5 protein-coding genes and 1 pseudogene are annotated in these 4,293 nt (G+C 68.9%); 3 read left to right on the top strand and 3 right to left on the bottom strand.

All coding sequences use genetic code 11. From position 1 onward, the window contains the following. The first annotated feature begins 164 nt into the window (after positions 1–164). The gene (locus tag ABZ887_RS50885; RefSeq protein ID WP_361306519.1) at positions 165–1,025 is read left to right on the top strand and encodes an MBL fold metallo-hydrolase; all 861 of its coding nucleotides are present in this window, start codon (positions 165–167) and stop codon (positions 1,023–1,025) included. Between the two features lie 182 nt (positions 1,026–1,207). On the opposite strand, the gene ABZ887_RS50890 is transcribed toward ABZ887_RS50885, so the two are convergent. From ABZ887_RS50890 to ABZ887_RS50900, 3 genes and pseudogenes are all read right to left on the bottom strand, one after another. Then, positions 1,208–1,903, bottom strand: coding sequence for a haloacid dehalogenase type II (locus ABZ887_RS50890; RefSeq protein ID WP_361306521.1), 696 nt, complete (start codon positions 1,901–1,903; stop codon positions 1,208–1,210). Positions 1,904–2,051: 148 nt separating this feature from the next. Next, a complete protein-coding gene (locus tag ABZ887_RS50895) occupies positions 2,052–2,309 on the bottom strand; it encodes an IclR family transcriptional regulator C-terminal domain-containing protein (RefSeq protein ID WP_361306523.1) in 258 nt (85 codons plus the stop codon). A 163-nt stretch (positions 2,310–2,472) separates the two neighbouring features. Next, positions 2,473–2,688: pseudogene (locus ABZ887_RS50900) on the bottom strand (helix-turn-helix domain-containing protein); the annotation flags it as partial. Between the two features lie 83 nt (positions 2,689–2,771). Between ABZ887_RS50900 and ABZ887_RS50905 the strand changes: the two are divergent. Both ABZ887_RS50905 and ABZ887_RS50910 read left to right on the top strand, forming a co-directional pair. Beyond that, entirely contained in the window at positions 2,772–3,614 is an 843-nt protein-coding gene (locus ABZ887_RS50905) for an alpha/beta hydrolase (RefSeq protein ID WP_361306525.1), read from the top strand. 45 nt (positions 3,615–3,659) lie between these two features. After that, the gene (locus ABZ887_RS50910) at positions 3,660–3,992 is read left to right on the top strand and encodes a hypothetical protein (RefSeq protein ID WP_361306527.1); all 333 of its coding nucleotides are present in this window, start codon (positions 3,660–3,662) and stop codon (positions 3,990–3,992) included. Positions 3,993–4,293 lie beyond the last annotated feature (301 nt).

Consider the following 4,293-nt stretch of genomic DNA (forward strand, 5'->3'; position numbering starts at 1 on the left):
CTCCGGGCGAACGCGGGCGCGCGGTCATCGACCTGTTCAGGGTGCGCGACGGAAAGATCGTCGAGCACTGGGACGGCTCACAGGACGTGCCGGAGAAGGCCATGAACGACAACACGATGTTCTGACGGCCACCAGGGCCGTGGCGGAAGGACGAGGAGAGGCACATGACCGCACTGCGGTACGAGGTGTTCGTCACGCCCGCGATCTCGCAGAGCAGCGGCACCCTGAACCTTCCCGACGGCGAGCCGATGGTGTGGTCGCCGATCTCGACGACCCTGATCTACGGCGACCGTGACGCCGTCCTCGTCGACCCGCCCTTCACCACCGACACCACGCGCGAGGTGCTGGCCTGGGTGGAGAAGAGCGGCCGCAACCTCACGGAGATCTACATCACGCACGGCCACGGCGACCACTGGCTGGGGGCTCCCGTCCTGCTCGAACGGTTCCCCGGCGTGGTGGTGCGTGCGACGGCCGGGACCAAGGCCCACATGGCAGCGCTGGCCACGCCGGAGTCACGTGGGCCGTTCTGGGACGTGCTCTTCCCGGGCCGGATCCCGGCAACCCCCGTCGAGGTGAGCGTCGTCGGTGAGGAGGGGCTGAGCCTGGAGGGGAACGCGCTCCAGCCGGTCGAGGTCGGGCACAGTGACGGCGACGACACGACGGTGCTCTGGGTGCCGAGCCTGAAGCTCGCCGTTGCCGGCGACGTCGTCTACAACGGGGTGCACCCCGCGCTCTCGGACTCCGCGGGCGGAGGCCTTGACGCATGGCGTCGCGCACTCGGCCGGGTGGAGTCGCTCGGAGCGGAGTCCGTGGTGGCCGGCCACAAGGACCCCGCCCGGGCGGACGACCCCGCCGACATCGGCCGCACCCGGCGCTACCTCGACGACGCGGACCGGCTGCTACAGGGCTCACCCACAGCGACGGAGTTCTACGAGGGGATGCTCGCCCTGCACCCGGAGCGCATCAATCCGGGCATCCTGTGGTTCGGCGCCCTCAGTCTCCTGGCCGGTGCCCCGACCCTGTAGGCCCCAGTCGGCGAGCTGCTGGACACCGCCCGTAGTTCAGGGCGGGCGCGAACGCGACGAAGGACGGGCCCGCCGCGCTCCCCGACCGGGCGGGGCCGGGGAGCAGCTACCCGTCCGCCGCGGTGTGCGTCTGTGCTCCACGAGCGACTGTGACCGGTGCATTCCCGATGGATTGTGGAGCCTCAGTCGGTCAGGTGGTCGGCCAGCTCCGTCAGTGAGGCCACCGAGACATCGGCTTTCGGGTCGGTGCTCGGCGGCCGCAGGGCAGCTTTCGAGCCGAATTCCTGCGGACGGTGTACGTAGGCGGTACGCAGACCGCACGCCCGGGCCGCGGCGAGGTCGTCGACGTGCGCGGCGACCATCATGACCTCCTCCGGTTGGAGGCCGAGCAGTCGCGCGGCGCCCAGATAGGCCTCGGGGTCGCCCTTGTAGTGCTCGAAGAGCTCTGCGGACAGCACGGTGTCCCAGGGCAGTCCGGCGTGCTTGGCCATGTTCACGAGCAGCGCGACGTGCCCGTTGGACAGGGACGCGATGACGAACCGCTTCTTCAGCCGCTCCATCCCCGGCACCGAGTCCGGCCAGGGGTCCAGCCGATGCCATGCCAGCACCAGCTCGGCGCGCACGCCCTCAGGGGTATCCGGCACCCCGTACTCGGCGAGCAGTTCGTCGAGTGATGCCCGGTGCAACTCGTCGAGGTTCGTCCAGGGCAGCTCGCCGCGCCGGACGCGGTCCAGCGAGGGGAGGTACTGGCTGCGCCATGCGTCGGCGAACGCCTCGGCGTCCACCTCGGGCACCAGCCGACGGATGTCACGTGCGACGCCCGAGCGCCAGTCCACGACCGTGCCGAACACATCAAAGACAAGTGCTCGAATATTCATATGATGACCGTAATGCTTTGTCCCTGGTGCACGTCAAGTGCCGCCGGAGGCAGTGTCGGACAAGGCGTTGACCGCCTTGGTCAATGCCTGCCGAGGTGAAGGAGAGCACCGCGTGAACTCCGGGACCGGGACAGGTCGGGCTCGGGGCTCAGGCCCCGTGGGAACGGAGCCGCTCACTCAGCACGGCGGCCGCCTCCCGCAGCCGTTCGGTGAGCCGGTATTGGTGCTGTGCGAATCGGGCCGCCGTCGTCGAGATGCTGAGGGCGGCGACCACCGTTCCCGCCTCGTCCCGGACCGGGGCGGCCACGCACCGGATCTCGGGGGACACGTCGCCCAGGTCGTAGGCGACGCCGTCCCGGCGGATGGCCTCGGCCTCCGTTCGGCGCAGGCCCGCGCCGGCGAGCACTTCGGCGGCCCGGTCGGCGGTGAGGGTGGGCCGCGATGGTGCAGCCCTCGCCGTGCCCGTCGCGATGTCCCCGGGAGACGTAGGGCTCGACGAACTCGGCGACGTCCAGAGCTTCTGTCAGGGACGCGGTCCGTGAGAGCCCGTTCGCGGACGCCTCGGCCATCAGGGCGGCCTTGGAGCGGAAGTGCCTGTAGAACCCGCCATGGGTGAACCCGGCCGCTGCCGTCAGTTCCGCCATGCCGACACCGTCGTAGCCGCCCTCGCGAAACAGTCGGGCGGCTGTCGCGACGATGTGCGCACGGTTCTGCTCTGCCTGCGCCTTGGTGAGCCGCATGTTCGGCCCGCCTCTCCTGTCGACGCTCGGCTGCCCACCGTACATAGATGTCGATCGACATCAAAGCGGTTGACTTTTTGAATTACGACCATCATTCTAAGTCTCGTTGACTACAGAAAGGCGCCGCCGTGAGTGACACGCATGTGACCGCACCGACTCAGTACATCGAGGTCGACGGGGACCGGTTCGCCTACCGGCGCTGGGGGAAGCCCTCCGGTGTCCCGCTCTTCTTCGTCCAGCACTTCCGTGGGGGACTCGACCACTGGGATCCGCTGATCACCGACCGCTTCGCCGAGGGTCGTGAGGTCATCCTGTTCAACGGCCGCGGCCTCGCCTCGTCGTCCGGCACACCGCGTAACCGGATCGAGGACATGGCCGACGACATCGCCGCGGTCATCCGGGCGCTGGGGCTGGAGCAGGTCGACCTGCTCGGCTTCTCGATCGGTGGCATCCAGGCCCAGGAGGTCGCGCTGCGCCATCCCGAGCTGGTGCGCAAGCTTCTGCTGATCGGCACCGGCGTGCGCGGCGGGGAGGCGGCCGCCGATCCCAAGGCGTTCGCAGAGGTCGCGACGCATCCGGTCCCGACCCTGGAGGACTTCCTCTACCTGTTCTTCGGCCGTTCGGAGGCGGCGCAGGAAGCGGGCAAGGCCTTCTGGGAGCGGCGTCACCGGCGGGTCGACCAGGATCCGCCGAGCTCGCCCGAATTCATGATGGCGCAGGTGGAGGCGGCCGTCGCCTACGCGCCGCTGCGGCCGGGCGAGACGCCCTTCGTCTACCTCAACGCGATCACCCAGCCGACGCTGGTTCTCAACGGCGAGGACGACGTGATGATCCCCACGATCCACTCCTGGCACCTCGCCCAGAACATCCCCAACGCTCAGCTGATCATCTACCCGGACGCCGGGCACGGAGCGCAGTTCCAGTACCCGGAGCGATTCCTGAAGCACGCTCTCCAGTTCCTCGACGAGTAGCGTCCATGGCTCACGTGCCACTCCTGTGGGCCGTGGCGGTTCGTCATGCCGACTGGCGAGCCGCCACGGCCGTCCCGACTGCTCCAGCCCGGCCCTGTCAACACCCCGTTCGACACGAACATGGTGGACGCGGACACACCTCTGCCGGTGTACGCGCGGCGACGGGCCGTCTTCGACGAGGTGGTGGAGGCACAGATGCGGAGCGGCGACGATCCCACTGTCGTTGCCAAGGCGGTTGTCGCGGCAGTGACCGACACGAAGCCGAAGCTGAGCTGTCCCGCAGGCTCGATCGCCGCACGCGCCAGCGTGCTGCGCCGCATCGTCCCCACCCGGGCCTTCGACAAGAGCGTCCGGAAACTCAACCGGATGGTCGACTGACGGCCACGTGCGGGAACTCGCCGACGGTGCCTGTGCCTGCGGCGAGTTCCCACACGGCGCACTCGGCGGGAATGGTTCAGGCGAAGAGCTTTCCGCCGGCGGGTGTTGACGAGGAACATCGGACGACTTCGTGTGCCATACGACGGCATCCGTCTGTCCCGGGCCGTCAGGCCCCGACGGAGGTGGAGGTACGGCCGGCTCGCAGCGCGACCTTGTCGATCTTGCCGACAGCGTTCTTGGGGATGGCCTCCACCACGATGTACGAGGTGGGACGCTTGTAGCCGGTGAGATGCTGCGCGCA

The sequence above is a fragment of the Streptomyces sp. NPDC047061 genome (genome assembly GCF_040643955.1).
In the GTDB taxonomy this organism is placed as follows: Bacteria; Actinomycetota; Actinomycetes; order Streptomycetales; family Streptomycetaceae; genus Streptomyces.